23 protein-coding genes, 1 pseudogene and 1 riboswitch are annotated in these 26,299 nt (G+C 72.3%); of the genes and pseudogenes, 11 read left to right on the forward strand and 13 right to left on the reverse strand.

Annotation, left to right across the window (positions count from 1 at the left end; translation table 11 throughout):
- Positions 1–78 precede the first annotated feature (78 nt).
- From ACLQ25_RS09895 to ACLQ25_RS09925, 7 genes are read right to left on the reverse strand one after another with little or no spacing between them, the layout of a single operon-like run.
- Positions 79–2,277: an AAA family ATPase gene (locus ACLQ25_RS09895; protein WP_425730600.1), complete on the reverse strand. Its 2,199-nt coding sequence runs from the start codon at positions 2,275–2,277 to the stop codon at positions 79–81.
- Between the two features lie 36 nt (positions 2,278–2,313).
- On the reverse strand, positions 2,314–2,823 hold the full coding sequence (locus tag ACLQ25_RS09900; RefSeq protein WP_425730601.1) for a hypothetical protein: 510 nt from the start codon (positions 2,821–2,823) through the stop codon (positions 2,314–2,316).
- A gap of 38 nt (positions 2,824–2,861) precedes the next feature.
- Positions 2,862–3,635, reverse strand: coding sequence for a GTP-binding protein (locus ACLQ25_RS09905; RefSeq protein WP_425730602.1), 774 nt, complete (start codon positions 3,633–3,635; stop codon positions 2,862–2,864).
- A complete protein-coding gene (locus ACLQ25_RS09910) occupies positions 3,613–4,107 on the reverse strand; it encodes a DUF742 domain-containing protein (protein WP_425730603.1) in 495 nt (164 codons plus the stop codon). Before ACLQ25_RS09910 ends, ACLQ25_RS09905 begins: the two co-directional genes overlap by 23 nt.
- Positions 4,104–4,580 (reverse strand): roadblock/LC7 domain-containing protein, encoded by a 477-nt coding sequence (locus ACLQ25_RS09915; RefSeq protein WP_425730604.1) that lies wholly within the window; start codon positions 4,578–4,580, stop codon positions 4,104–4,106. Before ACLQ25_RS09915 ends, ACLQ25_RS09910 begins: the two co-directional genes overlap by 4 nt.
- Entirely contained in the window at positions 4,577–7,273 is a 2,697-nt protein-coding gene (locus tag ACLQ25_RS09920) for a nitrate- and nitrite sensing domain-containing protein (RefSeq protein WP_425730605.1), read from the reverse strand. Before ACLQ25_RS09920 ends, ACLQ25_RS09915 begins: the two co-directional genes overlap by 4 nt.
- Entirely contained in the window at positions 7,260–8,432 is a 1,173-nt protein-coding gene (locus ACLQ25_RS09925) for a hypothetical protein (protein WP_425730606.1), read from the reverse strand. Before ACLQ25_RS09925 ends, ACLQ25_RS09920 begins: the two co-directional genes overlap by 14 nt.
- A gap of 374 nt (positions 8,433–8,806) precedes the next feature.
- Between ACLQ25_RS09925 and ACLQ25_RS09930 the strand changes: the two genes are divergently transcribed.
- Together ACLQ25_RS09930 and ACLQ25_RS09935 are read left to right on the forward strand one after the other, a co-directional pair.
- Positions 8,807–11,671 (forward strand): alpha/beta fold hydrolase, encoded by a 2,865-nt coding sequence (locus ACLQ25_RS09930; RefSeq protein WP_425730607.1) that lies wholly within the window; start codon positions 8,807–8,809, stop codon positions 11,669–11,671.
- Positions 11,671–12,537, forward strand: a complete 867-nt coding sequence (locus ACLQ25_RS09935) for an ABC transporter permease (protein ID WP_425730608.1) — start codon at positions 11,671–11,673, stop codon at positions 12,535–12,537. Before ACLQ25_RS09930 ends, ACLQ25_RS09935 begins: the two co-directional genes overlap by 1 nt.
- On the opposite strand, the gene ACLQ25_RS09940 is transcribed toward ACLQ25_RS09935, so the two are convergent.
- The 4 genes from ACLQ25_RS09940 to ACLQ25_RS09955 form a co-directional block, all read right to left on the reverse strand.
- Positions 12,527–13,138, reverse strand: coding sequence for a DUF4232 domain-containing protein (locus tag ACLQ25_RS09940; protein WP_425730609.1), 612 nt, complete (start codon positions 13,136–13,138; stop codon positions 12,527–12,529). The two genes, ACLQ25_RS09935 and ACLQ25_RS09940, sit on opposite strands and share 11 nt — an antisense overlap.
- Before the next feature lie 201 nt (positions 13,139–13,339).
- Complete coding sequence (locus ACLQ25_RS09945) at positions 13,340–13,633, reverse strand: hypothetical protein (RefSeq protein ID WP_425730610.1); 294 nt, start codon at positions 13,631–13,633, stop codon at positions 13,340–13,342.
- Positions 13,634–13,754: 121 nt separating this feature from the next.
- Positions 13,755–14,015 (reverse strand): hypothetical protein, encoded by a 261-nt coding sequence (locus ACLQ25_RS09950; protein ID WP_425730611.1) that lies wholly within the window; start codon positions 14,013–14,015, stop codon positions 13,755–13,757.
- Positions 14,016–14,057: 42 nt separating this feature from the next.
- Positions 14,058–14,561 (reverse strand): hypothetical protein, encoded by a 504-nt coding sequence (locus ACLQ25_RS09955; RefSeq protein WP_425730612.1) that lies wholly within the window; start codon positions 14,559–14,561, stop codon positions 14,058–14,060.
- A 247-nt stretch (positions 14,562–14,808) separates the two neighbouring features.
- Here ACLQ25_RS09955 and ACLQ25_RS09960 point away from each other — a divergent pair, with 247 nt between their 5' ends.
- Both ACLQ25_RS09960 and ACLQ25_RS09965 read left to right on the forward strand, forming a co-directional pair.
- The gene (locus tag ACLQ25_RS09960) at positions 14,809–15,045 is read left to right on the forward strand and encodes a winged helix-turn-helix domain-containing protein (RefSeq protein WP_425730613.1); all 237 of its coding nucleotides are present in this window, start codon (positions 14,809–14,811) and stop codon (positions 15,043–15,045) included.
- Between the two features lie 390 nt (positions 15,046–15,435).
- Complete coding sequence (locus ACLQ25_RS09965; RefSeq protein ID WP_425730614.1) at positions 15,436–15,879, forward strand: DoxX family protein; 444 nt, start codon at positions 15,436–15,438, stop codon at positions 15,877–15,879.
- A 154-nt stretch (positions 15,880–16,033) separates the two neighbouring features.
- Here the strand turns inward: ACLQ25_RS09965 and ACLQ25_RS09970 are convergent, their stop codons facing one another.
- Positions 16,034–16,339, reverse strand: a complete 306-nt coding sequence (locus ACLQ25_RS09970; protein WP_425730615.1) for an ArsR/SmtB family transcription factor — start codon at positions 16,337–16,339, stop codon at positions 16,034–16,036.
- A gap of 91 nt (positions 16,340–16,430) precedes the next feature.
- Here ACLQ25_RS09970 and ACLQ25_RS09975 point away from each other — a divergent pair, with 91 nt between their 5' ends.
- The 4 genes from ACLQ25_RS09975 to paaN all read left to right on the forward strand — a co-directional run bounded on the left by ACLQ25_RS09975 (position 16,431) and on the right by paaN (position 21,880).
- Positions 16,431–17,399 (forward strand): DMT family transporter, encoded by a 969-nt coding sequence (locus tag ACLQ25_RS09975; protein ID WP_425730616.1) that lies wholly within the window; start codon positions 16,431–16,433, stop codon positions 17,397–17,399.
- A gap of 67 nt (positions 17,400–17,466) precedes the next feature.
- A riboswitch (SAM riboswitch) is annotated at positions 17,467–17,602 on the forward strand.
- A gap of 10 nt (positions 17,603–17,612) precedes the next feature.
- Positions 17,613–18,899 (forward strand): threonine synthase, encoded by a 1,287-nt coding sequence (gene thrC, locus ACLQ25_RS09980; protein ID WP_425730617.1) that lies wholly within the window; start codon positions 17,613–17,615, stop codon positions 18,897–18,899.
- A 236-nt stretch (positions 18,900–19,135) separates the two neighbouring features.
- On the forward strand, positions 19,136–20,155 hold the full coding sequence (locus ACLQ25_RS09985) for a GNAT family N-acetyltransferase (RefSeq protein WP_425730618.1): 1,020 nt from the start codon (positions 19,136–19,138) through the stop codon (positions 20,153–20,155).
- 51 nt (positions 20,156–20,206) lie between these two features.
- Positions 20,207–21,880, forward strand: coding sequence for a phenylacetic acid degradation protein PaaN (gene paaN, locus ACLQ25_RS09990; protein ID WP_425730619.1), 1,674 nt, complete (start codon positions 20,207–20,209; stop codon positions 21,878–21,880).
- A 164-nt stretch (positions 21,881–22,044) separates the two neighbouring features.
- On the opposite strand, the pseudogene ACLQ25_RS09995 reads toward paaN, so the two are convergent.
- Positions 22,045–22,574 (reverse strand): annotated as a pseudogene (locus ACLQ25_RS09995) (GNAT family N-acetyltransferase).
- A gap of 284 nt (positions 22,575–22,858) precedes the next feature.
- On the opposite strand from ACLQ25_RS09995, the gene ACLQ25_RS10000 reads away from it, so the two are divergent.
- The 3 genes from ACLQ25_RS10000 (at position 22,859) to groL (ending at position 26,252) form a co-directional block, all read left to right on the forward strand.
- Positions 22,859–23,062 carry a cold-shock protein gene (locus ACLQ25_RS10000; protein ID WP_124815530.1) on the forward strand — a complete coding sequence of 68 codons (204 nt, stop codon included), beginning with the start codon at positions 22,859–22,861 and terminating at the stop codon, positions 23,060–23,062.
- Between the two features lie 116 nt (positions 23,063–23,178).
- Positions 23,179–24,357 (forward strand): hypothetical protein, encoded by a 1,179-nt coding sequence (locus ACLQ25_RS10005; RefSeq protein ID WP_425730620.1) that lies wholly within the window; start codon positions 23,179–23,181, stop codon positions 24,355–24,357.
- A gap of 272 nt (positions 24,358–24,629) precedes the next feature.
- Positions 24,630–26,252 carry a chaperonin GroEL gene (gene groL, locus ACLQ25_RS10010; protein WP_425730621.1) on the forward strand — a complete coding sequence of 541 codons (1,623 nt, stop codon included), beginning with the start codon at positions 24,630–24,632 and terminating at the stop codon, positions 26,250–26,252.
- The last annotated feature ends 47 nt before the right edge of the window (positions 26,253–26,299 follow it).

Here is a 26,299-nt window from a genome sequence, read left to right on the forward strand (position 1 = left end):
CAGGCCACCACCAGTATCAACATCATCAGCCCGGACCCTTGACGACCACACCCACCGCCTAACTGAACGGCGTTGGTACTAGTCCCGCTCGGCGGCGTACGCGGCCAGCCAGGCGACCTGGGCCGGGTCCAGCGACGGGCGGACGCGGTCGCGCGCGGTAGCGACGTGCGCGGCGGTGACGGTGGCGGCGGCCAGCGACTCCCGCATCGCGGCGAGCGCCGCCTCCCGGATCACGGCGGCGCAGTCCGCGGCCGAGAAGCCGTCCAGTTCCGCGCCGAGGGCGGCCAGGTCGACGTCGGATGCCAGCGGCACGTTCCGGGACGCGGCCCGCAGGATCTCCGCGCGGGCCTGGCCGTCCGGTGGCGGCACGTAGACCAGCCGCCCCAGCCGGCCGGGCCGCAGCAGCGCCGGGTCGACCAGGTCCGGCCGGTTCGTGGCGCCCACGACCACCACGTTGCGCAGCGCCTCCACCCCGTCCAGCTCGGTGAGCAGCGCCGCGACCACCCGATCCGTGGTGCCGCCGTCGGTGGCCTGCCCGCGTACCGGGGCCAACGCGTCGACCTCGTCCAGGAAGATCAGCGTCGGCGCGGCCTCCCGGGCCCGGCGGAACAGCTCGCGTACGGCGCGTTCGCTCTCGCCCACCCATTTGGAGAGCAGTTCCGCTCCCTTGACCGAGAGCACGTTCGCCCGGCCCGACCCGGCGAGCGCGGTGACCAGGTACGTCTTGCCGCAGCCGGGCGGTCCGTAGAGCAGCACACCGCGCGGTGGCTGCACGCCGAGGCGGGCGAAGGTGTCCGGGTAGGTCAACGGCCACAGCACCGACTCGGTCAACGTCTGCTTGACGTCCTCCAGTCCGCCGACGTCGTCGAGCGTCACCGACGCCAACTCCAACGTCGACGCGGCCATCGTCGTCGGCCGGACCACCTCCAGGGCGGCGGTGAAGTCGCCCATCGACACCGTGGGCGTCGACGCGGACTTCTGCCGCAGCGCCGCGCGTACCCCGGCCTCCCGGACCAGCGCGGCCAGGTCCGCCGCGACGAACCCGGGGGTACGGCCGGCCACCTCGTCCAGCCGCACGTCGTCGGCGAGCGGGACCTGCCGGGTCAGCACGGTGAGCTGTTCACGGCGCAGGGCCGCGTCGGGCAGCGGCACGCTGATCCGCAGCGACAGCAGGTCGGGCGCGCGCAGCGCCACGTCGACGGCCTCCGGCCGGCTGGTGGTGCAGACCACGGCGACCCCCGCCCGGACGACCTCCGCGAGCACCTGCCGGAACACCGTGGCCAGCGGACCGGGCTCGTCCGCCGGGGCCAGGGCCTCCACGTCGGTGACCAGCAGCACCGCCGGCCCGGCGGTACGGGCCGCCGTCGCGGCGGCGCGCAGCCGGTCGGCGGCGGCCTGGTCGGCCAGCGCGACCACCTCGGGCGCCCACAGCGGATGTACGCGGGCACCCACGCGGGCCGCGACCGCCCGGACCAGCGCCGACTTCCCGGAGCCGGCCGGTCCGGAGAGCAGCACGCCCAGCGAGATGGTGGTGCCCAGCCGGCCCAGCACCTCCCGGTGGTGGAAGCCGAGGTCGAGGAGTTCGGTCAACTCGTCCGCCTGGGCGCGCAACCCTGGCAGCTCGTCCACGTCGGGCGCGTCCGTCTCTTCGACGGCGTCGACCGTCCCGGGCCGCCGGGCCGGTGGTGGCGCGGCGTGGGTGGCCGGACCGTGCTCCCAGGCGACCACCGTGTCCATGGTGACCAGCGACCCGGCGGACTCCTCGACGGTGACCACGGTGAGCAGGGTGCTCGTCCAGGCGAAGCCGACGCTGGTGGCGAGGCTGCGCCGGGCCGCCTCGACGAGACCGCGCGTCGACGCGTCCGGCAGCACGTCCTGCGGCAGCAGCGACACGTCGTCGCCGGCCGTGACGACCTTGCCGAGCAGGGCGAGCCGGAGCATCTCCGGGCTGACCGCCGCGATGACCTCCACCGGCCCGGCCAGGGTGACCCGGGCCGCCGGGGTCAGCGGCAGCGGCGAGACGCGCACCGACGCGCCGTCCCGTACGCCCAGGTTGCCGAGCGTCAGGTCGTCGGCGTAGAGCAGGGCGCTGCTCGCGCCCGCCCCGGCCGCCGCCACGATCCCGGCGGTCTCCCGGCGACCCGTGAGCCGCACCGGCGAGCCCGGGCGCAGGCCCAGCGCGGTCAGCGCCTCCGGGTGCAGCCGCACGATGCCCCGTCGGGCGTCCAGCGCGGCCGGTCGAAGGCTCGCCGTCAGGGTCAGGTCGGGTGGGGCCACCGCCCGACCGTAGTACCCGTCAGCCGGCCACGTCGTTCAGCGCCGCGGATCCAACTCGTCCAGCAGCGACGGGTCGCGCCGGATCAACTCCGCCAGGCGGGCCGCCGGGTCCGGCGTCAACCCGTCCGGGCCGGGCACCCACGCCGGGACTGTCCGCCCGGAGAGCGGCCAGGACGGCGGGGGTTCCACCGGGGCCACCGGCGGCTCCGGGCCGACCGTCACGTCCGGGCCGTCCCAGGAGACCCGCAGCGGGTACGTCCGGCCGTCGTGCTCCACCCGGACGGTCACCGCCAGCCCGGGGTGCGCGCCGACGACCTGGCGTACCGCCTCGGTCACCTCCTCGACCGGCCCCCACCCGGCGTCGTCGGCGGGGTCGTGCCGTTCCGCGTGCCGGGCTGGCCCGGCGTTGCGGGCCGGCCCGGTGAGGCCCGGCGCGGCGGTCGGGCCCGGTGGTGGCGTGGTGCCGTCACGGTCGTCGGCCCGCCGGCGCAGCGCCTCCTCGCGCCGGGCCAGCCGGGCCAGCGTCTCGTCCAGGTCGCCCCTCACCAGATCACCCCTTCCCGCCACGGCCGGAGCCGGTCGGCTCAGGCCTTCCTGTCCCGGGTGGCCCGGTCCAACGCGCGGTCCAGGACGACCAGCAGGGCGTCCCGCACCGAGAGTCGGTCCCGGGCGTCGAACTGCACCAGGGGTACGTGGTCGCCGATGGCCAGCGCCCAACGGATCTCGCCGAGTTCCAGGGCCAGTCGCCCGTCGAACGCGTTGACCCCCACCACGAACGGCAAACCGGCCCGCTCGAAGAAGTCGATCGCCGGGAAGCAGTCGTCCAGTCGTGCGCTGTCGACGACCACGAGCGCGCCGAGCGCGCCCCGGGCGAGGTCTTCCCACATGAAGCCGAAGCGGGACTGCCCCGGGGTGCCGAACAGGTAGAGCTTCAGGCTGCGGTCGATGGTCACACAACCGAAGTCCATCGCCACCGTCGTCGTGGTCTTGTTCGACCGTGCGCCCGGGTCGTCCACGCCGATGCCGGCGCTGGTCATCTCGGCCTCGGTGGTCAGCGGCGCGATCTCGGAGATCGCGCCGACCGTGGTGGTCTTGCCCACCCCGAACCCACCGGCGACGAGGATCTTGACCGGTACGGGTGGCGCGGCCGACGGACGGCTGGTCGGTCCCGTGTCGGCCGGCGGCCGGTACGGAGGTGGCGGCCCGGTCGGCGGTAGCGGCCCGGTCGGCGGTGGCGCGCTGGCACGCCCGGACGCCGGAGGAGTGCCCGGGCCCGCGCCGTAGCGGGCGGTGGCGCTGTTGCCGGCGAGACCCCCGATCGGGACGACCGGCCATTCAGGAGATCGCACGAAGTCCATCAATCACTCGCAGGATGAGGTCGGGGTCGTAGGCGTCGTTGGCGTCGGTCACGTGCACGTCCAGGTGCCCGGCGGCCCGCAGGTCGCCCACCAGCACCCGGGTCACGCCGAATTGCAGCCGGGCCCGGGCGGAGATCTCGGCAACCGAGATCGGTTCGGCGCAGAGCGCGATGATCGCCTGAAGCTCCGGCGCGAGCAGGCTGACCGGCGTGCCCGTCCAGCGGGCGACGTCGGAGCGGGTCACCTGCGTCTCGAGTCCGATCGCCGGATCGGCGCCGGCCACCCGCCCGGCGGTGAGCACGAACGGCCGCAGACCGGCCGGGCCACTGTCGTCCGGAGCCGGAGCCGGAGCCGGCGCCGGCGCCGGCGCCGCCGACGCGCCGCCCCCACCCGGGTGCGGCGTGCGCAGGTAGGGGCGGATCCGTACCCCGGGCTCCGGGTCCGGATCCTCGCCGGCGACGTCGGGAGTCACTGCTGAACGGCGTTCTTCAGCTCGGCGATCAGGCGCGGGGTGAGCGCGCCGCCGGCCCGGCCGGCGAAGAGCGTCATCTCGTACGCGACGGTGCCCAGGTTCGCCGAGCGGTCGGCGACGACACCCAACACGGAACCGCTGCTGATAGCGCTGATCAACAGGTACCCGTCGGCCATGTCGACGATCACCCGGTTTAGGCCGCCGAGCGCGTACCAACTGGCCGCGCCCCCGGCGAGGCTGGTCATGCCGGAGACCACGGCGGCCAGACGCTCCGCGTTGGAGCGGTCCTTGATGGCCGACATGGCCATCAGCAGCCCGTCCGAGGAGACCGCGATCGCCTCCAACACCCCGGCGGTGCTGGAGGTGAAGGAGTCCAGCAGCCAGTTGAACGTGCGGGCCTCGGGGCTGAGGTCCCCCCCGGCGGCCGGCTGGGTCTGGTGGTCGACGTTGTCGTGCAGGAAGGGGCTGGTCACCGTGATGATCCTTCTTCGTTCCGACGATCTGGGCTGACTTCGCGGAGAGCGCGGGCGACGCCCGCCTCGAAATCGGTGATGAGGCTGCGCACCTCGGCCGGGTCGCCGAGCTGCGGGCTGGCTGGTGGGTTGGGCGGTGAGACCGTCAGGTTCGCGCCGGGCACGCGCCGGCTCAGCCGGGGACGGCCCCGGTTGGTGCCGCCGGTGTCCGCCACGGTCGGGCCGAAGCCGCCCGGGGTGGTGGGCAGGTCGACGGTAGCGCCGGAATCCGCCACCGTGGGCCCCGCGCTGGCGGGCGGGTCGGTGACCGTCCGCATCGACCAGTTCCCGCCGGGGCCATCGGCGGGTGGGGCGCTCGACTCGGCGCGGCGTACGCCGGACTGGAACGCCTCGACCAGCGCGCGGGCGGCGTCCGGGTCGGCGCTGGTGGCGTCGACCGGCCGGCTGGGTGCGGCGGCCGCGGAGAGGCTCGCGCCGGGCACCCGCTGCCGGATCCGGGGGCCGGCGGACGTTCCCGCCGTGGTGGCGCTCTGCGCGACGGCGGCGGGTTGCGGTGTCGTACGGGCGGTCGCGGCGGCGTCCGCCGACTCCCGAGCGCCGAAGGCGTCCCAGGACTCGCCGGACTCCAGGCTGCGGGTGGCCCGGCTGAGCAGGTCCGTGTCGAAGCCGGACGGTGGCACAGCGGCGGCTGCGACGGCCGGTGCGGCAACGGCCGGTGCGGCGGTGGCCGGTGCGGCAGCGGCGCCCCGGGCACGAGCGCCCCGGGCGGAGTCCAGAGCCAGCCGTCGTCCCCGGTCCGGTACGGCGGCCCGGGCGACCGTCGCCCCGGCCCGGTCGGCGCGGCGCAGCACCAGTGACGCCTGGGGTATCTCCACCTGGGCGGTCACGCCGCCGCCAACGGTGGCGGCGAGACGCACCTCCCAGCCGTGGCGGCGAGCCAGCCGGCCCACCACGAAGAGGCCGAGCACCTCGGTCGGCGCGAGGTCGAGACGTTCCCGCCGGGTGAGCCGGGCGTTCTCCTCGGCGAGCCGCTGCTCGCTCATGCCGATGCCGTGGTCCACCACGGTGATCCGGGCGCCCAGCCCGGAGGTCTCGCCGGTGACCACGACCCGGGTGTGCGGCGGGGAGAAGACCGTCGCGTTCTCCATCAGCTCGGCCAGTGCCAGGACGAGGTCGCCGATCACGGCCGGCGCGGCGGCGACACCCGCCGGCACCTGCACGTCTACGCGGGTGTAGTCCTCGATCTCGCCGAGCGCCAACCGGACCACGTCGGCCAGCGGAACCGGCGCGGTGTGCGCGTCGGCGCCGGCCGACCCGGAGAGCACCACGAGGCTGCCGGCGTTGCGGCGCAGCCGGCTGGAGATGTGGTCGAGCCGGTACAGGTGCTCCAACCTGCCCGCGTCGGCCTCCTGCTGCTCCAGCCGGTCGATCAGGGCGAGCTGCCGGCTCACCAGGTTCTGGGTACGCCGTCCGACGTGCCCGAACATCTGCGCCACGTTGCGTCGGCCGGCGATCTGCCGCTCGACCAACTGGGCGGCGGTGTTCTGCACCCGGTCGAACGCCCGGGCCAGGTCACCGATCTCGTCGCTGGAGGAGATGACCACCGGCTGCAACCGGACCGACTGGACGTTCTCGGCCTCGTCGTCGGTGACCCGGACCAGCTCCGCCTCGGCGACCCGGGCGACCCGGTCGGCGGAGCGGGTGAGCTGGGTCAGCGGTCGCGCCACCGTACGCGCCACCGCCGCGCTGAGCAGCACCACCAGCGCCAGGATCAGCGCCGCCGCGCCAGCCACCAGGTAGGCGGCGGTGAGCGCGCGCCGCTGGTCGGCCTTCACCTCGGCGAGAACGTCGGCGACGATCTTCTTCTCGACGAACTGACCGAGCCGGATCATCGTGCGGACGGCCGGGAACAGGGCCTCCATCGGCACGTCGCGGACCGCCCCGGCCGGGTCCCGGGCGCTGGTAATCAGGAAGTCGGGGCTGGTACGCGCGGCCACGGCGGCGTCGTTGAGCTGAGCAACCTTGAGCTGCTCGGGCGTGATCAGGCTGCGGAAGCGGGCGTTGTCGACCTGGAGGGCCGCGATGCACGCCACGTAGCCGGCGGTGGTGTCCGGAGTGCCGATCGCCTTGACGAGGATGCTCAGCGTGGCGCAGGAGCCGATGCCCTCGTCGGCGCGGAGCAGCCCGTCCAGGGCGAGCACCTGGCGGCCGGGCAACGTCTCGGTGTCCACACTGAAGACCAGCCGGAGCGATCCGATCAACTCCCGGTTGACCGGGCCGAAGGCGTCCATCACCTGGCCGGGGTTCGCACTACGGGCCAGTACCGCCCTGCGCAGGTCGCCCAGCCGGGACACCCCGTTGAGCGCGTGGTCGACCTGCTCGGTCAGCGCGTCTCCGCCGTCGGCCCGCAGGTCGGCCACCCGGTCGTCCACGTCGGCCGCCTTGCGGATCACCTCGGAGCGTTCGACCCGACCGAGGAGGAAGCCGATCGACAGGATGCGCTCCTGCTGGAGGTCCTGAACGAGGCTGCCGACCCGGCTGGCGAGCCGTACCTGGTCGGTGATGTCGGCGGCGCGTTGGGCGGCGGCCACCCGGTCGAGCACCACGGGCACCGCGAGGCCGACCATGCTCAGCAGGGGAATCACCACGAGCAGCGCGAGCTTCCCGCGGATCCGGAGCCTAGCGAGCAGCATCGAACGGCCCCCACTGTTCGGCGACCGGCTCGTGGGCCGCGCCCACCGGTTGCAGCGGTCGGATGTCGGTCGCGGCCGGTGGTTGCCAGGGGTCGCCGGTCGGCGGGGTGGCCGGGGTCGTGGCGTCTGGTGTGGCGGCCCGCCGGCGTGTCCGCCGGTCGGCGGCGATCAGTAGTACGGCGAGCCAGATCAGCACCAGCGCGGCCACCCCGGCCGCCCCGGCGGCCAGCCACCGGTCCCGGGCCAACCCGTCGATCCGTTCGGTGAGCAGGGTGTCCAGCTCGCCGAGGATGACGGGCTGAAGCTGCCGGGCGGCGTTGCGCGAGTTGAGCGCGGTGGCGGTCAGTTGGCCCTGGTCCACCGTTCCGGAGGCGCTGGGCGTCGAGTACAGGGCCATCGCCTCCACCGACCGCTGGTAGGCGTCGAGCGGGGTCAGCACGTTGGCGCCCAGGTCAGTGCTCTCCGAGTTGTCCACGGCGGAGCGCAGGTTGTCGACCACGTCGGTCGCGGGTGCCAGGGCGGCCACCCGCAGGCCGGTCATCTCCATCAGGCTCCGGGGCCGTTGGGCGGCCGGTTGTCGAGCGGCGAGCACACCCAGGTCGGCGAGCCGGCCGGCGCCCACCACGGCCTCGGGCAGCTTCTGGCCGGCGCTGTCCTGGAGGAAGAAGGAGTCGGCGCCGGGGTCACGGCCCAGCCCCGAGCTCTCCCGCACCTTGCGGTGCAGGGCGAGCAGCAGGTCGGTGACCTCGCCGTACGCGGTGTAGGCGGCCTCCGGGTCGGCGGGGCTGCGGTCGCGCAGCGCCTCCAGTTTGGCCCGCAGCCCGGCCCACCGTTCCTGCGTGCGCAGTTCTCCGCCGATGCGGGCGTCCACCGCGGCGGCCTGCTCGACGGCGCGGGTCAGGGGCTCGCCGGGGACGGGACGGCCGGCGACGGCGGTGGTCTGGGCCTCCACCAGCGTCTCGGTGACCGGGGCCAGCGCGCGTAGGTACTCCACGCCGAGTCGTTCCCGGTCGGCCAGGCTCCGGTCGTCGCCGGTGTGTCGCCAGGTGGACGCGAAGAGCGTGCCGACCGGCGCGAGCAGCGCGACGATGAGCAGCAACGGCAGCGAACGGCCGAGCATGGACGTTCGTCGACGGGCCCGCGGCGCGGGGACTGTCATGGTGTGTCTCCTCCGGCGTCGGGCGGGGGATCGGCGCGGTGTCGGGTTCGCCGACAAGTCCCGTCCACCGGACCGGAAAACTAATCGAACCCCCAGGCGAGCTGGCCGGTTCGACGAGTCAGGTTTGCGTCAGTTCGAGCGATGTCACCGTTCGTCAGGGTTCCGGGCACGCTCTGTCCGATTCGTTGGTGTGACATGAAGGCATCGAGGGTGATATCCGCGAAAGATCGGAATTCACAGGATCCGAACTCAACTCACTGGCCCGCCACGCCTGATGCTCGGTCGCACCGGACCGGATCACCGATCGGGGCAACCGGACGGACGTACGGCGGATCTCAGCCAACGCTCAGGCTGCGCGCCGTACCGTGTGCCGCATGAGATCGCCGTCGCCGGCCGCGTGGTTCCGGCGTGCCCTGCCCACCCGCCGCCGCGCGATCGCCGCGGCGGCGGTCGTCGTGCTGCTGGCTGCCGCCGTGACCTGGGCGGTGTGGCCGCAGGGATCGGACGTCCGCACCCAGAGCGCGATGCTCACCGTCCGCTCGGGACCGTCCGGCGACGCGCCCGTGGACCTGGACACCACCCTGTACCTCCCGTCCGGCGCGTCGTCCGGCCGGAGGGTCCCCGCGGTCCTGCTGGCGCACGGCTTCGGCGGCACGAAGGAGTCGGTGCGCTCGGACGCGGAGGAGTTCGCCGGGCGCGGCTACGCGGTGCTCACCTGGACCGCGCGGGGCTTCGGCCGCAGCGGCGGCGAGATCCACCTGGACAACCCGGACTACGAGGTGCGCGACGCCCAGCGGCTGCTGGACTGGCTGGCCGCCCGGCCCGAGGTGCGGACCGACGCCCCCGGCGACCCGAAGGTCGGCGTGGTCGGCGGCTCGTACGGCGGCGGCCTGGCGCTGCTGCTGGCCGCGCAGGACCGCCGGGTGGACGCGATCGTCCCCATGATCACCTGGAACGACCTGTCCCGCGCCTTCCTGCCCGAGAGCACCGGCGGGGCACCGACCGAGGGCGTGTTCAAGAAGGGCTGGGCCGGCCTCTTCTTCGGCGGCGGCGGCAACGTGGGCAGCGGCCCGGCCGGGCTCGCGGGTACGACCGCCGCCCAGCCGGAAGGAGCGCCGGCGTCCGCTGGGCCGCCGAGCCCGGGGCCGGGCGCGGGTCCCGGAACCGCGCCCGGTGGCGTACCGGCCGGTGCCGCCGACCCGTCCTGCGGGCGGTTCGCGGCCGACGTGTGCGCCGCGTACCTGCGGATCGCCACCGCGGGCCGGGCCGACCAGGCGGCCGTCGACCTGCTGCGCCGGTCCAGCCCGGCCGGTGTGCTGGACCGGATCAAGGCGCCCACCCTGCTGGTGCAGGGTGAGGCGGACACACTCTTTCCGCTCGGCGAGGCGGACGCGAACGCCAGGGGGATCGCCGCCGCCGGCACCCCGGTGCGGGTCGCCTGGTTCACCGGCGGGCACGACGGCGGCAGTGGACCGCGCTCGGACGAAGACCGGGTGAAGTTCCTGACCATCCAGTGGCTCGACCACTACGTCAAGGGCGAGGGCGACGCGCCCGGCGACGACTTCACCTGGTCCCGGATCGCCGGGTTCGACGCGCTCGACCGGGGTCTGGTCGCCACCGGTTTCCGCCGCGCCGACTACCCCGGCCTGGCCGGCAACGCCCGCCGGGAGGTGGCGGTCGCCGGTCCGGCGCAGCCGATCGCGAACCCGCCGAACGGCAACCCGGCCGCCATCTCCTCGGTTCCGTTCGCCGGTGGCCTCGCCTCGCTGCTCGACGGGGTGGCCGGCGACGTGCCCGGCCAGCACGCGCGCTTCGAGTCGACGCCGCTGACCGAGGCGGTTGACGTGGCCGGCGCGCCCACCGTGACCGTGCGGGCCGCCTCGCCGACCGGGGAGGCGGTCCTGTTCGTCAAGCTCTACGACGTCGACAAGGACGGCGCGGCGACCCTGCCGAACGGTCTGGTCGCGCCGATCCGCCTCACCGGCCTGCCGCAGCGGGTGCAGGACGCCCGCCCGGTCACCGTGACGCTGCCCGGGATCGTCCGCCGGATCGAGGCGGGGCACCGGCTGCGCCTGGTGGTCGCCAGCTCCGACCAGGCGTACACCACCCCCGCCGCGCCCACCGTCTACACCGTGACTGCGGACGGTGCGGTCAGCCTGCCCACGGTCGACGGCGAGCCGATCCCCACGGCGGCGACCGTCTGGCGCTGGGTGCTCGCCGGCCTGCTCGCCGCCATCGTGATCGGGCTCGTCGTGGTCGTCGCCGTCGTCCGTCGCCGGCACCGCCGCCAGGACCGCTCGGTGCATCCGGAGTACGCGGACACGCCGCTGGCCGTGCGCGCGCTGCGCAAGGAGTACGCGGACGGGTTCGTGGCGGTGTCGAACGTGGACTTCGAGGTGCACCCGGGTCAGGTGGTGGGCCTGCTGGGACCCAACGGCGCGGGCAAGACCACCACCCTGCGGGTGCTGATGGGGCTGACCCAGCCGACCGCCGGGGAGATCTACGTGTTCGGCCGTCGGCTGGTGCCCGGCTCGCCGGTGCTGTCCCGCATCGGCGCGCTCGTGGAGGGGCCGGGATTCCTGCCGCACCTCTCCGGCCTGGCGAACCTGCGGACGTACTGGCGGGCCACCGGGCGACCGGCCGAGGACGCGCACTTCGACGAGGCGTTGGAGATCGCCGGGCTGGGCGACTCGGTGCACCGGAAGATCAAGAACTACAGCCACGGCATGCGCCAGCGGCTCGCCATCGCCCAGGCCATGCTGGGCCTACCGGAGCTGCTCGTGCTGGACGAGCCGACCGACGGGCTCGACCCGCCGCAGATCGCCGAGATGCGCCGGGTCCTGCAGCGGTACGCCACCGACGGGCGGGCGGTGCTGGTCTCCAGTCACCTGCTGGCCGAGGTGGAGCAGACCTGCACGCACGCCGTGGTGGTCAACAAGGGTCGGATCGTGGCCTCCGGGCCGGTCCAGGAGATCGTGGGCGAGTCGCCGAGCGTGCTGTTCGACGTCACCGATCCGGAGGCGGCGCGGGCGGTGCTGGACCGGCTGCACGGCGTGCGGGTGTTGCCGGAGAGCGACGGGCAGTTGGTCGTCGACACCAACGGCACGGCCCGCAGCGAGGTGGTGGCCGAGCTGGTGCGCGCCGGCATCGGAGTGGACCGGGTGGTGCCCCGGCGACGCCTGGAAGACGCGTTCCTCGCCCTGGTGGGCGAGAACTCTCGGGGAAGCGGTGACCGGTGATGGCTGTTGTCGACGCGGGCGAGGCCCGGGGTTACCGGCCGTCGGCCACCCTGCCCTTCGCGGCGGAGTTCCGCCGGCAGGCGTCCCGGCGGCGGACCCAGCTCGCGCTCGGGTTCATGGTGCTGCTGCCGCTGATCATCCTGATCGCCTTCCAGTTCAACTCCGGCGGCGACGACGACAACGGCAACAACGAGTTCGCCAGCCTTGTCGACCTGGCCACCTCGGGCGGGCTCAACTTCACCCTCTTCTCGATCTTCGTGTCGGCGTCGTTCCTGCTGGTGGTGGTCGTCGCGCTGTTCTGTGGCGACACGGTGGCCAGCGAGGCGAGCTGGGGGAGCCTGCGCTACCTGCTGGCGATCCCGGTGCCCCGGGCACGGCTGTTGACGGTGAAGCTGGTGGTCGCGCTCGCGTACTCGGGACTGGCCCTGGTGCTGTTGGCCGGCACCGCCCTGCTCGCGGGGACCCTGCGCTACGGCTGGTCGCCGCTGCGCAGCACGGTGGCGGCCGAGCTGGAGCCGGGGGAGGGGCTGCTCCGGTTGCTGGCCGTGCTCGGCTACCTGGCGGTCGTACTCCTGGTGGTGGCCGGCCTGGCGTTCCTGCTGTCGGTGACGACGGACGCCGCGCTGGGCGCGGTCGGCGGAGCGGTCCTGCTGTGGATCCTGTCCAGCATCCTGGACCAGATCACCGCCCTGGGCGTGCTGCGGGACTTCCTGCCCACCCACTTCAGCACCGCCTGGCTGGGGTTGCTCTCCACCCCGGTGCAGACCGACGACGTGGTCCGCGGCACCATCTCGGCGATCAGCTACGCGACGCTGTTCTGGGGGTTGGCGTTCTGGCGCTTCACCCGCAAGGACATCACGTCGTAGGCATCCGCCAGGCGCTGACGCCGATCCGCCCGGTGTTGCCCACGTCGACCGGGCCGTCCGGGTCGACCTCCTCGGCCGGCTGACCGGCGGCGGGCGCCACCGACAGGTACGCCCCGTCGGTGGCGACCACCGTCGAGTCGGTGACCAGGTTGCGCCAGAGGACGGAAGCGATGGCCCGTTCGCCGGGTGCCAGGGTGATCTCGCGGGGTGGCTGGTCGTAGCCGGACGTGATGTCCTTCGCCCCGTTCTGGACCGCCAGGATGATCGGCTTGCGCTGGTCGTCGAGGACCCACACCGTCGGGTACCCGTTGAGCCGGTACGGGCGGTCACCGCAGTTGACCAGCTCCAGGCCGAGGGCGCGCAGCCCCATCGCGGCGTCCCCGCCGGTCGACCGGATCCGGACACCGGATGCCGGGCACTCGGCCACCGGGGCGCTGCTCGCCGATGGGGTCGGACTGGTCGTGGACGTGGCCCTGGGCGGCGGGCCAGTGGGGTCGCCGCCCTGCCCCGCGTGATCGCGCGGCACGCAGGCGCTGAGCGTGACCAACAGAGCGGCCGCCGCGCCGACCCGTCGCCCCCGGCGGGCGTTACGGAAGATCATCCCCCGATCCTCGCGCACCGACGCGGCCCGTTGGTGACCGGCCTTGTCGCCGCTCGCGCTAGATCGTCTTCGGCCCGCCGGGTCGCCTGCCGACGCCAAGATCCGCACAACTTCCCTGTTGTTGCTGCTTGCGGCGCCCAGGAAGCAGCAACAACCCTGATGTTGTGCGGATCTTCGAGGGCTGAGAGGGCTGGGGTGTGGTTACCGGGCAGCCGATGCCAGGACCTCCTCCAGGTTGTAGACCTTGACCTCACGCTGTACCTGACGCGCGCACTCCATCCGAACTACTAACTGTGAGTTAATAGTTCCTTCGGTCACCTCCCCTTCGGAAAGCACCCGTCGCATGATCTGCACGATGTTGGGGACCGAGGTGCCGTACAGCTCGGCCATCTGGGCCTGCGTCAGCCAGACCGTTCCCTTGGCTGCCCTCAGTTGGACGACGGAGCTGCCGTCGTCGGTTCGGTAGAGGACCAGTTCTCCGGCGGGATCGGTCACCGTGGCTCCTCTGGTGTCGGCTGTCGCGCCAACCGTTCACGTTAATCGACCACCGCGTGAGGGAGCAGTTGCGAATCGCGCACCCGTTGTCCGTCAGATGAGCAGCGCGGGTGGTCGGTCGTCATCCCGGCCCACAAAAACCGCCGGGGTGGTCGATCAGCAGGGCGCAGCGGGCACCGCTGGGCAGCCGGTGGTCGCACCAGACGCGGGTACGCACGAACTGGCGGTCCTCCTCGCTGAGCGTCGTCTCACCGAAGTCGATCGCGGTGACGTGCCCGAGCGAGTCACGCAGCGCCTCGGCCAGCGCCCGCGCGCCGTCGACGCTGGTCAGGGTGGTCGGTAGGTGCACGATCCAGCGGGGTGGTACGTCGTACTCTGTCATGATCCCTCCCTGGCTCGGGTGGCGCCGGTCGTGGGCCCGGCGTCAGGTGGTCGCTCCGGACAACCCTTCGGTGTACGACGTGAGCGCCTCCACGGCCGCGGTGAGGCTCTCGGCCATCAGGTCGAGCTGTTCGGCGGCCCGGGACCACTGCCCGCTCGCCGCCTCGGCGGCCAGGTCGGGCTGGCCTGCGTCGGCGAGCTGCTGCCGCGCTGCGGTGATCCGCGCCGGAAGCTCACCGACCCGCGCGGCGGCGGCACCGAACTGGTCACGGGCGGTGTCCAGCACCTCGACCAGGTCGCCGATGCTGGGCTGGCCGGCCGTTGTGCGTAGCCGGCTCGCACCGTCGCTGAGCTGCCGTTCCGCGTCAGCGGCCAGGTCGAGCGCGTCGTCTCCGCGACGCCGCGCGTGCCGGGTCGCCGGATGGGCGCAGCCGGCGCTGGTCCGCTCCAACAGGACGGTCGCGGCGGCCACCGCGAGGTACGTCTCGCGCAGCTCGCCGGCCACCTGCTCGACCTCCCAGGCGGCGCTTGCCTCGGTCACGGTCACGGGGCCTCCTCTCGGATTGGTGGGTGCCGGAGCAGCGCGACAACCAGCTCGGATGGGGGACATCCGAGCCGCCCGGTGCGCTGCCCCGGCGTGGGTCCGGGGCTTCCCGGAGTGATGAACCAGCCCTGGTGCCAACCCGGGAGGCTCGTCCTCACGCTAATTCACCTAGTGACATAGGTTAACCATGTTCTTGAGGGTGGATCGCGTGTCGTGATCAGATGGGATTGCCAACCCGGGAGGACCGCCCATGCCCGCGATCCCACTCAGCTACGTCGACATCGCTGCGGATATCGCCGCTCGTATCAAAGCCGGCGAGTATGAGCCGGGTGCCAAGCTGCCGTCCTACACGCAGCTCGCCGACCTCTACTCGGTGTCGTTCTCGACCGCAGCGCGTGCCGTCGCGCTCCTGCGTGACCGGGGCGTCGTTGTCGGCGCACCGGGGCGCGGAGTGTTCGTCAAGGAGCTGGATTCCGGCAAGTCGTGACGGGTGGACCGGGCCGCAGGTGGCCCGGAGGTTGTCGCTCAAAGTGATCAATGGGTATGCCTAGCTGGGGCGCCTTGGTCGCCGGATAGCGGCAGCCCGAGGCGGCGCAGCGACCAGTTCGCCGCATCGGTGGCAGTCGTGCCCCATTTCCGGGGCAGCTCGACAGGGTGTACGGGCATCACGCCAACCGGTACGTTGAGGGCTCGGGAGCGCTCCCGGCATCGGCGACGGACACTGGGGCGGGCCGTCAAAAAAGGGCAAATCACAGCCTGGGCCCCGCACGCTTCAGGTTCTACCGCCGGGGATTTTCCCACTGGCAAGGAACTTATTAACATCGATGCCTTGAGGCCTCACCATGGAAGAGATCTGTCCCCTTCGATGGAGGTCTCCATGAACGTCTCTCGGCTCGGCGGGCCGACCCTGTCCCTGTTCCGCATCGTGATCGGCCTGCTGTTCACGCTGCACGGCCTCTCGTCGGTCTTCGGGTTGTTCGGCGGCAACCCGATGACCGGCCAGGCGGTACCGCTCGGCACCTGGCCGGGCTGGTGGGCCGCCCTCATCCAGCTCATCTGCGGCGCGCTGGTGCTGGTCGGACTCTTCGCCCGACCCGCCGCGCTTCTCGCGTCCGGCTCGATGGCGTACGCCTACTTCGTCGTGCACCAGCCGGACGGCCTGCTGCCGCTGTACAACGGCGGTGAGCAGGCGGCCCTCTTCTGCTGGTCGTTCCTGCTGGTCGCGGCGCTCGGCTCGGGCCCGTGGGCGCTCGACTCGCTGCTCTTCAAGCGGCGCGCCGAGGTGCCGTCGATGGCCGAGCCCAGCCCGGTGAACGCCTGACCGATGCGTAACGCGCGTCGCCGGGGTCTCGGCGTGTCGGCTCCGGCGACGCGTGCGTTCGGGGTGGCGTTCCATCGGGTGATGCCGTGGACGATTCAGCTCCAAAGGACCCGAGAGGGAGGGGTCGCCCCCGCGCCCCTACCGGGAAGCGGGGTCAGGCCGGCGGGCGGGGAGTGAGGACCGCGTCCAGGAGGCCGGGGTAGAGCTTGTCCACCTCGTCGCGGCGCAGTCGGACCAGGCGGCTCGTGCCGGCGGCCCGGGTACGCGTCAGGCCAGCCTCGCGCAGCACCTTCAGGTGGTGGCTGCGGGTCGCCTTCGAGACGCCGAAGTCGAAGCTGCCGCAGGCCGCCTCGCCGCCCTCGGCGAGCGCCCGGACGATCTGCAGCCGCACGTCATCGGCGAGCGCGGCCAGTACGGCGGTGACCGGTACGGCGGTCAGGTCGGGTTCGTGCGGCTCCATGTGACCAGTCTAACCCTTGTTCGACAACGATCGAACAACACCCTAAGGTCGGTGTCGTTGGTTCGAAGATACTCGAACATTGGAGCTGACGATGCGATCCCGCGCCGCCGCCTACCCGCTGCTCGCCGCGCTCGCCTGGGGCGCGATGTTCCCGATCCTGGCCACCGCGCTGGCGAGGGTCGACCCGCTCAACCTGACCACCGTTCGCTATCTGTTCGCCGCCGTCATCCTGGTCGGCATCCTGCTGCTCCGCGAGGGGTCTGCCGCGCTGCGCCTCGGCGGTCGGGGAGTCGAGGTGGTGGTGCTGGGCGTCGTCGGCTTCGCCGGCTTCAACCTGCTCACCAACCTGGCCCTCGAACACGCCGCCCCGCAGCAGATCTCCCTGTTCGTCGCGACCACCCCGATCATCACCCAACTGGTCCGGTGGGCCCGGGACGGCGTACGGCCGAAGCCTCTCCTGCTGGCCCTCTCCCTGGTGGCGCTCCTCGGCGTCGGCCTGGTGATCACCCGCGGAAGCCTGGCCGGGCTCGGCCAGTTCGGTCTCGGCGGACTCATGATGATCGGCGCGGTGCTCGGCTGGGCCATCTACACCCACGGCGCGACCCGGTTCGGCGCCTGGTCACCGCTGCGCTTCACCACGCTGACCGCGCTCGCCGGCACGGCCGCCATGCTGGTCGCGAGCATCGGCGCCGACGCCGTCGGGTGGCAGCACGCGCCGGCCGCCGCCGACCTGGTGGCGGTCACCCCGCAACTGGCGTACGCCGTGCTCGTCGCCGCCGTCGTCGCGGTGCTGGCGTGGAACACCGGCGTGCAGCGGCTGGGCGCGGCCAACGCCGCCCTGTTCATGAACCTCGTCCCGGTGACCACGTTCGTCGTGCAGATCGCCCGTGGCTACCGGCCGGAGGGGGTCGAACTGGTCGGCGCGGCGATCACCATCGCCGCCCTGGTCGCCGCGAACCTCGCGGCGCGCACCCGGCCCCGGCCCTCGTCGCCGCCCCGGGCGACGGCGGTCACCGATCCCGTGGCGGTGGTCGACCAGGTGGCGGTGGCGGCCCGCTGACCCACTGGCTGGGATGCCCGGTGGAGGCGCCGGGCAACGTTGCCTAGACTCGACGGCACAACTGCATACCTCATCCAGAGGGGCTGAGGGATACGGCCCGACGACGCCCCGGCAACCACCCCGCGCGCTCACCGCTGAGCGACCCGCGGGGCAGGTGCCAATTCCGTCCCCGCCGCACCGTGCGATGCGGGGAAAGATGAGAGGACCCTCGACATGACGTCGACGCTCGCCGCCTCCGGCATCGACACCTCCGCCAGCCCCGCCCGCGCCCTCGTCTGCCGCGCCTGTTCGGCCCGCTACCCGCTCGCCGCCCAGCACGCCTGTTACGAGTGTTTCGGCCCGCTGGAAGTCGACTACGACACCGCCGCCCTCGCCACGGTCACCCGCGAGCAGATCGAGGCCGGCCCGAACAACATCTGGCGGTACGCCGCGCTGCTGCCCGCCGGGCAGGACCCGGCCACCCGGGTCACCCTCGACCCGGGTCTGACCCCACTGGTGGCGGCACCCCGCCTCGCCGCCGAACTGGGCATCACCGCACCGCTCTGGGTCAAGGACGACAGCGCCAACCCGACCCACTCGTTCAAGGACCGCGTCGTCTCGGTGGCGCTGACCGCCGCGAAGGCGCTCGGGTTCGCCCGGTTCGCCTGCGCCTCCACCGGCAACCTCGCCAACTCGGTGGCCGCGCACGCCGCCCGGGCCGGCGTGCCCTCGGTCGTCTTCATCCCCAGCGACCTGGAGCAGGGCAAGGTCATCACCACCGCCGTGTACGGCGGCGAACTGGTCGCCATCGACGGCTCGTACGACGACGTCAACCGGCTCTGCGGCGAGCTGGTGGAGACCGACGAGTTCGAGGACACGGCGTTCGTCAACGTGAACGTCCGGCCGTACTACGCGGAAGGCTCCAAGACCCTCGGGTACGAGGTGGCCGAGCAGCTCGGCTGGCGCATCCCCGCCCAGGTGGTCATTCCGATGGCCAGCGGCGAACTGCTCACCAAGATTGACAAGGCCTTCTCCGAGCTGGTCGAGATCGGCCTGGTCGAGGCCCCGGCAGGCGGCTGGAAGGTCTTCGGGGCGCAGTCGGCCGGCTGCAACCCGATCGCGACGGCCCTGCACGCCGACACCGACACGATCATCCCGGTCAAGCCCACCGGCATCGCCAAGTCGCTCAACATCGGCGACCCGGCCGCCGGCCTCTACGCCCTGGAGGCGGTGCGCCGCACCGGCGGGTGGATGGAGTACGCCGACGACGACGAGATCCGCGCCGGCATCCGCGACCTGGCCCGTACCACCGGGGTGTTCGCCGAGACGGCGGGCGGCGTCACCGCGGCGGTGCTCCGCAAGCTGGTCGAGTCCGGCCGGCTCGACCCCACGGCGGAGACGGTCATCTTCAACACCGGCGAAGGTCTGAAGACGATCGACGCCGTGGCCGCCCAGGTCGGCCCGACCCACCAGATCAAGCCGTCCCTGCGTGCCGCCCGCGACGCCGGTCTGCTCGGCTGAATCCACCGGGTGACTGGATTTTCGCTGTGAGTGTGGAAAACCCGCCGCTCAGGACTTGACGGCAGGAACCGGACGGCGCAAGATGCTCCGTGCGGGAGGGCATTTCGCCGAAGACTTTTGAAGTTCTTGCGACCCAACGCCGGAGGCGTTGTGCGAGTGCCCCTCCCGACCACGTTCGACAGGGCCAGCGAAAATTCGCTGGCCCTGTCGCTTTTGCTCCTGCCAGGCTCGCCCACATGAGCATCACGATCGCGCCGTTCGACGGCACCGACCGGACCGCGGTCGACGAGGCGTACCGGATCGGAGCGGCGGCCACCGAGGCCGATCTGCCCGACTTCCCGCCGTCCTGCCGGCAACGCTTCGACGCCCAATTCCACACCCCGATGCCCGGCACCCGTTCGCTCTGGGCGCTGGCCCGGCTGGACGGGGTGCCCGCCGGTTACCTTCAACTCGACCTGCCGCAGCTCGACAACCCCGACAACGCCACCGCCGAGCTGACGGTCCGTCCGGACCTGCGTCGCCGGGGCGTCGGCCGGGCCCTGCACGAGTACGGGGTACGCCTGCTGCGTCAACACGGCCGCAAGCGGGTCGTCGTGATGGCTGTCGCCGCGCTGCCCGGCGGTCCGGCCCGACCGGTGGCGGGCGCGGCGTTCGCCACCGCGCTGGGCGCGCACTCCGCGCTGGTCGAGGTGCGCCGCCGGCTGGCCATCGCCGACATCGACCGGCTCGCGCTGCGAGCGGCGCTGGCCGAGGCCCAGCCCCGCGCCGAGGGCTACCGGTCCGTCACCTGGCAGGGGAGCACCCCGCCGGAGTACGTGGCGGACATCGCCTACCTGGACGGCCGGCTGCTGATGGACGCGCCCATGGGCGACGTGCAGTGGGAGCCGGAACAGGTCGACGCCGAGCGCATCCGGGGCAACGAGCGCGCCCTGGACGCCCGGGGCCGGCGGCGCTACCACCTCGCCATGCGACACGAGGCATCCGGCCGGCTGGTCGCCTGGACCCTGCTCGACGTGGGCGCCTCCGTCGACTGGCACGCGTACCAGCAGATCACCCTCGTCGACCCGGCCCACCGTGGTCACCGGCTGGGCCTCATCGCCAAGGCCGAGAACCTGCACCACCTGCTGACCCACGAGCCCGCCGTACGCGTCATCGACACCTGGAACGCGGCGAGCAACAGCTACATGGTGGCGATCAACGAGCAGCTCGGGTTCCGCCCGGTGGACGCCTGGGACAACTGGCAGCTCACCCTCTGACGGGTATCCGCCGCTACTGTTCGCGGACCTGACTCAGGCATGATGGCGGGCATGACGGAGACCCCGCATCCCCTGCACGACAGGCACGCCGACACCCTCAACCGTGCGCTGACCGCGATCACGGAGCGGGGCTACTGGTCCGCCTATCCCGAGTCCCCCAGCCCTCGCGTGTACGGCGAGACCGCCGCCGCCGACGGCAAGGCCGCCTTCGAGGCGTACCTCGGTGCTGACTTTCCCCTCGACCAGCCCGGCGCTGGCGGGCGGATCGCCACCGAGACGAGCCCGTTCGGCGTCGACCTGGCGGTGCGGTACCCGCACGCCGGGACCGACGAGTTGGTCGCCGCCGCGTCCGCCGCGCTGCCGGCCTGGCGCGACGCCGGCCCGCAGGCCCGGGTGGGCGTCTGCCTGGAGATCCTCGACCGGCTCCACAAGCACATCTTCGAGCTGGCCAACGCGGTGCAGTTCACCAGTGGGCAGGCGTTCGTGATGGCCTTCCAGGCCGGTGGCGCGCACGCGCTGGACCGGGCGCTCGAGGCGCTGGCGTACGCGTACGCCGAGATGACCCGGCACCCGGGCACGGCCGGCTGGGAGAAGGCCGCCGGCAAGGGCGACCCGCTGCGGATGATCAAGACGTTCCACGTGGTCCCGCGTGGCGTGGCGCTGGTGATCGGCTGCAACACCTTCCCGACCTGGAACTCGTACCCCGGACTGTTCGCGTCGCTGGTCACCGGTAACCCGGTGATCGTGAAGCCGCACCCATGCGCGGTGCTGCCGCTGGCGATCACCGTGAAGTACGCCCGGGAGGTGCTGGCCGAGGCCGGCTTCGACCCGAACCTGGTTCTGCTGGCGGCCGAGGCCCCCGGTGAGAAGCTCGCCAGCGACCTGGCCCTGCACCAGGCCGTCAAGATCGTCGACTTCACCGGTTCCACCGAGTACGGCGACTGGCTGGAGACGCACGCCCGGCAGGCGTCGGTCTACACCGAGAAGGCCGGCCTGAACACGGTCGTCATCGACTCCACCGACGACTTCGCCGGCATGTGCCGCAACCTCGGTTTCACGCTGACCCTCTACAGCGGGCAGATGTGCACCACCTCGCAGAACATTCTCATCCCGGCCGGCGGCATCGAGACCGACCAGGGGCACAAGAGCTTCGACGAGGTGGCCGGCGGGATCGCGGCGGCGATCGGCAAGCTCACCGCCGACCCGGCCCGGGGTGTCGAGCTGACCGGCGCCATCGTCAACGACGGGGTGCTGGAGCGGCTGGCCGAGGTCACCAAGGTCGGCGAGCCGGTGCTGGAGTCGCGGACGGTGGCGCACCCGTCGTACGCCGACGCGGTGGTGCGTACCCCGACGATCGTGAAGCTGACCGCGGACGACGCCCAGACGTACGGCCGGGAGTGGTTCGGGCCGATCTCCTTCGCCATCGCGACCGACTCCACCGCGCACAGTCTGGAGCTGATGCGCCGGACCATCGGCGAGAAGGGCGCGCTGACCGCCGGGGTCTACTCGACCGACGAGGCGGTGCTGGACGCCGCCGAGGCGGTCGCGATCGAGGTCGGGGTGCACCTGTCCGGCAACCTCACCGGCGGTGTCTTCGTGAACCAGTCGGCGGCCTTCTCCGACTTCCACGGCAGCGGCGCCAACGCGGCGGCGAACTCGGCGCTGACCGACGGGGCTTACGTGGCTAACCGGTTCCGGATCGTGCAGTCTCGGCGTCCTGCCTGATTGGTTGCGGTTGGGGTTTCCGGGGCAGCCCGCCCCGCTCCGGGCGGTCAGGCTTGATCCCTGCGCGGGGCGGGCTGCCCCGGAACCCTTTCGTGGGCACGCTTGTCGCCTGAAGAGCCGGTTTTTGGGGCATCTTTGTGGTCTTGCCTTGGGGAGGGTTTTCCTTATGCGGGGCGGCGCATCTGGAGTTCTTTCAGGGCGGGGATGGTGGGGTGGGGGACCCTTACGCCGGTGTCCTTGAAGCCGAGGCGCTGTAGGCCCGGTAGGCGCGGTCGTTGCCGACCACCACCTCCAACATCAGCTCCGGCCGGCCGCAGTCCCGCGACCAGGCGGCCACCCCGTCGATCAGTTCGCCGAGCAGCCCGCTGCCCCGCCAGGCCGGCGTGACGTACACGGCGTAGATCACGGTGAGGCCCGGCTCGTTCGGGGTGGCCGTTCCACCGGCGTGCCCGACGAGCCGGCCGCCCGGATCCGCGACGAACTGCGCGGTGTACGGACCGGTCGACGTGAACGCCACCCGGGCGGCGAACTCGTTGTGTGGTCGGGCCGCGGCGTCGGCCAGGGTCTCCAGGAAGGCCAACGGCGCGTCGGCGAGCATCTCCAGGCGCAGCGCCCGCATCCGGGCGGCGTCCTGCGGTCGTACCCGGTGGATCCGTGCCTGCCGCAGGGGCGTCGCGCCCGTGTCGGTGCTCATTCCCGCATGCCTACCACAGGGGCCGACGGGCACCGGTGACCCGTGCCGCCAGATCCCCTCCATCCGGTCCAAACGCAACCATCGTCGTGAATCCGACGGACCCTCCGATCGCTACGAACTATGCCCGTTTTGAGGTCGTGCGCTCCCGTCACTCCTCGTGTAGCGTGCGATTTCGATCACCTCTTTCAACGGTCGTCGTCGATCGCTGAGGTGGTGGTTCGCGGGTGTCCGGCCGTGCCGGACGGCCGGGCAGGCAACGCCGTGCAGAGTGAGGGAAGTGCGCCGTGGCACAGGGTTCCGTGAAGTGGTTCAACGCCGAGAAGGGGTACGGCTTCATCGCCGTCGACGGCGGTCAGGACGTGTTCGTCCACTTCTCCGCGATCGAGATGGACGGTTACAAGGCGCTCGACGACGGTCAGCGGGTCGAGTTCGAGATCGCCCAGGGCCAGAAGGGCCCGCAGGCGGAGCACGTCCGCGTCATCGGCTGACCCGATCCCGATCTGCTCGCCGGTTGTTCGCTCGATCGGGTGGCGAGTCGGGGCTGCGGCGCGAACGCCGGCCCGGGAAGATCGTGAACCGTTCCAGCCGATGCTGAGGAGGGTTCATGACCGACCAGTCGCCGCCACCCGCCACGCCCTCCGGGCCGGGTGAGCCGGTCCCGTCCGCCGAAGGCTCCGGCGCGTCACCCATCCCGGGTGCGCTGCCCGTGTCCGGCCCGGGGATGCCGCCTGTCGGGCCGCCGACCGCTGGTCTGCCGCCTGCCGAGCCGCCGCCGGTCTGGGACCCCGCGCGCGGCGCCTGGGTCCCGGCCGGCCCGCCGACGCAGGGCTGGGCCGCTCCCCCCGTCGCCGGCTACCCGCCCGGGGCCGGTCCCTACGGCGGGCAGCCGTGGTATCCGGGGGCGCCGGTCGGCTGGTACCCGCCGGGTTACGGCCTCGACCCGAACGACGCCCTGGTCACTCCGCCCGGCGCCGGTATCGGGGGCTGGTTCGACCGGTTCTGGGGCGCGCTGCGTCGGGGCTGGCGGCAGTTGGTGCCGATCATGCTGCTCACCCAGGTCCTGCCGGCGGCGGTGCTCTCGGTCGTCTCGTTCGGTCTGGACCCGTCGCCCGCCTGGCAGGCGCAGGCCGAGACCGACCCGTCGGCCGGGCTTCCGGACAACTTCGCCACCAGCCTGTTGACCCTCGTCGTCGTGCTGGTCGGCGGCAGTCTGCTGATCGGCCTGGTGCAGGCGCTGGGCTGGGCCGCGGGCAGTTGGGTGATCACCCAGCAGGCGGCCGGCCGGCCCGCCCGGCTCGACGCCGCTCTGCGGTACGGGCTGCGCCGGGCCGTCGGCGTGTGGGGTTGGACGCTGCTGGTCAGCCTGCTCATCGGCATCGGAGCCTGCTTCTGCGTGCTGCCGGGCATCTACCTGGCGTTCGCGTTGAGCATGGCCGGCCCGGTCTACCTGTTCGAGCGGGACAACCCGATCGGCCGGTCGTTCCGGATGTTCCACGACCGGCTCGGAATGCTGCTCGGCCGGGTGGCCCTGGTGGGCGCAGCGGTGATCATCGGAACCGTGGTGCCCGGCATCCTGGAGTCGGCCGGCACCGCCGCGTTCGGCGAGGATCCGTTCGCGTCCCCGGGCCCCGCGGTCGGGGTGGTGGCGGTCATCGCCGTCACGGCGGTGCTGGCCCTGCCGGCCCACCTCGCCCAGTTGGTCGGTCTGCTGATCACGTACGCCGAGCAACGCGCTCATGAGGGGCCCGTGAACGGGGCCACACTGGCTGCGGAACTCGACTGACCGGGCTCATCGTGCTTGCACTCGGCAGGTGAGAGTGCTAAACAAGTCATTGGCACTCGCATACCGTGAGTGCCAACGGTCGGGACGGTGGGGCCAGGTTGTGCCGGTGTGGAGACACCGGGGCAGCACATGGCCGGTCGTCGCGGGCTATCCGGCCCGGCCGAAGGACGTCGTCGTCGCCAGGTGGCGACGTCCCTAGGTGCGCACACCAGGCGGCCCATCCGGGGCACACATCTCGGGTGGCCCGTGAGTGTCCAGGAGGACAACGCCGTATGGCCAAGATGATCGCTTTCGACGAAGAGGCTCGCCGCGGCCTCGAGCGGGGCATGAACCAGCTCGCCGACGCCGTAAAGGTGACCCTCGGCCCCAAGGGCCGCAACGTCGTGCTCGAGAAGAAGTGGGGTGCCCCCACCATCACCAACGATGGTGTGAGCATCGCCAAGGAGATCGAGCTCGAGGACCCGTACGAGAAGATCGGCGCTGAGCTGGTCAAGGAGGTCGCCAAGAAGACCGACGACGTTGCCGGTGACGGCACGACGACGGCGACCGTCCTGGCCCAGGCCCTGGTTCGCGAGGGCCTGCGCAACGTGGCCGCCGGCGCCAACCCGATGGCCCTGAAGCGGGGCATCGAGGCCGCGGTCGCGAGCGTCTCGGAGGAGCTGTCCAAGCTCGCCAAGGACGTCGAGACCAAGGAGCAGATCGCCTCCACCGCCTCCATCTCCGCTGGCGACAGCACCGTCGGCGAGATCATCGCCGAGGCGATGGACAAGGTCGGCAAGGAAGGCGTCATCACCGTCGAGGAGAGCAACACCTTCGGGCTGGAGCTGGAGCTCACCGAGGGCATGCGCTTCGACAAGGGCTACATCTCGGCCTACTTCATGACCGACCCGGAGCGTATGGAGGCCGTCTTCGACGACCCCTACCTCCTGATCGTCAACAGCAAGATCTCGTCGGTCAAGGACCTGCTCCCGATCCTCGAGAAGATCATGCAGTCGGGCAAGCCGCTGCTGATCATCGCCGAGGACATCGAGGGCGAGGCCCTGGCCACCCTGGTCGTCAACAAGGTCCGGGGCACCTTCAAGTCGGTCGCCGTCAAGGCGCCGGGCTTCGGTGACCGCCGCAAGGCCATGCTCGCCGACATCGCCATCCTCACCGGTGGCCAGGTCATCAGCGAGGAGGTCGGCCTCAAGCTCGACGCCGTCAGCGTCGACATGCTGGGCCACGCCCGCAAGGTCGTCGTCACCAAGGACGAGACCACCATCGTCGACGGTGCCGGTGACGCCGAGCAGATCCAGGGCCGGGTCAACCAGATCCGGGCCGAGATCGACAAGAGCGACTCCGACTACGACCGCGAGAAGCTGCAGGAGCGGCTGGCCAAGCTGGCCGGTGGCGTTGCGGTGATCAAGGTCGGCGCGGCCACCGAGGTCGAGCTCAAGGAGCGCAAGCACCGCATCGAGGACGCCGTTCGCAACGCGAAGGCCGCCGTCGAGGAGGGCATCGTCCCCGGTGGTGGCGTCGCGCTGGTCCAGGCCGGCAAGACCGCCTTCGACAAGCTCGACCTGGTCGGCGACGAGGCGACCGGTGCGAACATCGTCAAGGTCGCGCTGGACGCCCCGCTGCGGCAGATCGCCGTCAACGCCGGCCTTGAGGGCGGCGTCGTGGTGGAGAAGGTCCGTAACCTCGAAGCGGGTCACGGCCTCAACGCCGCCAACGGCGAGTACGTCGACCTGCTGGCCGCGGGCATCATCGACCCGGCCAAGGTGACGCGCTCGGCGCTGCAGAACGCCGCTTCCATCGCGGCGCTCTTCCTCACCACCGAGGCCGTCGTCGCGGACAAGCCGGAGAAGAACCCGGCTGCCCCGGCTGGCCCGGGTGGCGGGGACATGGACTTCTGAGTCCAGTTCCGACACACCGAACGGGGCGGGCCGCTGACGCGGTCCGC

The sequence above is a fragment of the Micromonospora sp. DT44 genome, assembly GCF_049841635.1.
Taxonomy (GTDB): domain Bacteria; phylum Actinomycetota; class Actinomycetes; order Mycobacteriales; family Micromonosporaceae; genus Micromonospora.